Origin of the sequence: Actinotalea sp., assembly GCF_035443605.1 — a bacterium.
Taxonomy (GTDB): Bacteria; Actinomycetota; Actinomycetes; order Actinomycetales; family Cellulomonadaceae; genus Actinotalea.
This window is the reverse complement of sequence record NZ_DAORSQ010000198.1, coordinates 1-2305: the sequence shown is the minus strand read 5'-3', so window position 1 is coordinate 2305 and position 2305 is coordinate 1. Positions and strand designations below refer to the sequence as shown.

2 protein-coding genes are annotated in these 2305 nt (G+C 71.3%); both read right to left on the bottom strand.

Annotation, left to right across the window (positions count from 1 at the left end; translation table 11 throughout):
- Positions 1-1634 (bottom strand): BREX-2 system phosphatase PglZ (gene pglZ / locus PKY62_RS13115; RefSeq protein WP_324537671.1); only part of this gene is annotated, 1634 nt, incomplete at its 3' end.
- A partial coding sequence (locus PKY62_RS13110; RefSeq protein ID WP_502875852.1) for a BREX-2 system ATPase PglY family protein occupies positions 1631-2305 on the bottom strand: 675 nt, incomplete at its 5' end. The genes pglZ and PKY62_RS13110, both read right to left, overlap by 4 nt.

The window sequence follows — 2305 nt, the reverse complement described above, 5'->3', positions numbered from 1 at the left end:
GCGACCGCGCAGGCCCGCGCGTCACTCGCAGCCCCGGGAAGCGCCGCTTCGAACCACCCGTGGCGCTCGATGGCGTCGTCGACGATCTCTGTCGCGGTTGCGGCACTCATCCCGTCCATGACGAGCATCAGCACGGGGGCCTTCTTCGCCAGGGGCAGGACGACCTCGGGCAGCAGGCTTTCGATCGTCCAGACCGGCGGCTGGCCGTCCGAGGGGGAGATCTGGCCAATGCTGTCGAGCGTTGGGGTGGCCAGCGCGAGGTGCCGGGCAAAGACCCTCTCGTCGTCCCGGCGTCGTGCTTGAGCAGCCCCGGCGACGGCCGCCAGGCCGGTGGCGAGGCCGGGGTCGTCAGCCCCGGCCAGGGCGTCATTGACTGCTGCATCGACCCAGGCGCGGTCCGTCATGTGCACGCGCACGGTATCCACGAGGTTGGTCGACGTCCGGGGTTCGGTCGCCAACCATCGCGTGAGGCGGACCGCAGCGAGGAAGGGCGCCAACTCCCGCGCCGAGGTTGCGCTGAGGGCATGCCCGTGCACTCGTTCCCACGCCGCTTCGACCTCCGCCCAGACGGGAGAGGTGGGCGTAGCCGACGGGACGCGTTGCAGCGACTCGGCCAGGCGGTGGACCCGTCGCCGCAGCCCTCGCGGAAGGAGGTCGCTGTAGCCGGCGAGTCCGTCGGCCTGGATCTGCACGATGAGATCGTCAGCGCTCCGAAGGGCGCGGTCGACGGATTCGGACCACCGGCGATCGTGCACGAGGTCGGCGAGCAGGGCCGAGGTGGCGGTGCCCAGAGCGTGAATCGCGCGAGGCGACGGCCGCACACCGCCCCAGCGAGGCTCGAGGCGCACCAGCGCCAGTTGAGCCTGGTGGTTCAGGTCAGCGTCACCGAGGCTCGGGGACACCAGCAGCGACGACACGACGCCCACGGGCACCACGTCGCTGATCTCGCCCTGGCGCAGGAGCGCGTCGACGCACTCGGCGGCGCTGCCAGCCTGGGCTGCGAGCCACCTCAGGGTCTCGTCAGTGAGGCGATCCCCAGCCATTGCCCGCAGCGTCGCGACGGCGGCGACGCTGCCAGGGCGCATCGTCCAGCGCAGCACCGTCAGTGCGTCGATCCCGTCGCGTTCGAGGTCGAGGTGGGGGGCCGCCACCGAAGCCAGGGCATGGCCGCGGGTCAGGATGCCCGCGGGGGCTGCCGGCCAGCCACCCGGCGGGGCGGCAGCCAGCAGCCCGGTGGCGAGTTCGCGACTGTCCTTGACCTGGGTGAGGGCGGGGTCGATGCCACTGGCAGCGAAGCGGTGGCGAACGGCCTCCCACGGGTCAGGGCTCCGCAGCCGATGCCACAACAGGTGAGCGAGAATGCCGGCCCCGAGGTCATCGTCGTCGCGATCGGTCACGATGACGAGCCACGCGTCTTCTTGTCGGTCGTGAAGGATCTCCCGGACCGCAAGTGCCGACTCCGCGGGCCTAATCTGGACGAGCTGGCCGCGGTGGTGCACGTCGGTGGCCAGGGCTCGGTCGGGTGCGCCGCGAACGCCGATGACGCCCGAGTCGTAGTCCTTGAGCCGAGCCTCGTCGACGATGGCGAGCACCATCGTCGTGCTGACCGGAGTCGCGGTCGCTGTCACGCTCACGGCACCACACGCCAGGTGACGTCGACCGTCTTGTCCCGGTTCGCGGCCAGGAACGCGCGAAGCTCGCCGAGCACCTGCTCGTCCGACGTGCCGGCATGGCGCCGTGCTCGCCCGTCGAACCGTGCATGGTCGATGACCGTCACCTCGTCCTTCGACGGGTCCGGGTCGTCGTGGTCATCCGGCGTCGGCGCGGGGCCGCCGCGGTTGGCGAGCCATCGGAAGGCGCCGTTGTCAGCGTCCTTGAGTGCCTTGGCAATGGGTGTGACGAGCTCGTCCTGGTGCAGCGCAGCGCGCAGCGCCTCGACGACATCAAGTGCGGATGCCGCGTCGCCGGCTTCGGTCGTGATGGCCTGGGTAAGTGGGGCGAGCCGGCTCCAGTCGAAGGCGTTGAGCGCGGTGGTCACGTCACCGGCCGACGCCAACGACTTGCCGGCCGCAGCGGGCGTCGCTGGACCTAGAACCGCCGTCGCCACGGTGCGCACGAGGTCGACACCGCTCTGGTGACGCAGCTGCTGCACGAGGGCAGCCGAGGCCTTCGCGGTCTCCAGGCGGGCACCGCCGTCGATGCCGGCCGAGCGCAGCGCCGACTCGAGCGCCGACACCAACCCCGGGGCCGACCCCGACAGCGCAGTGGCACGCTCGACGACCTTCTCCACGAAGTCGGCAACAGC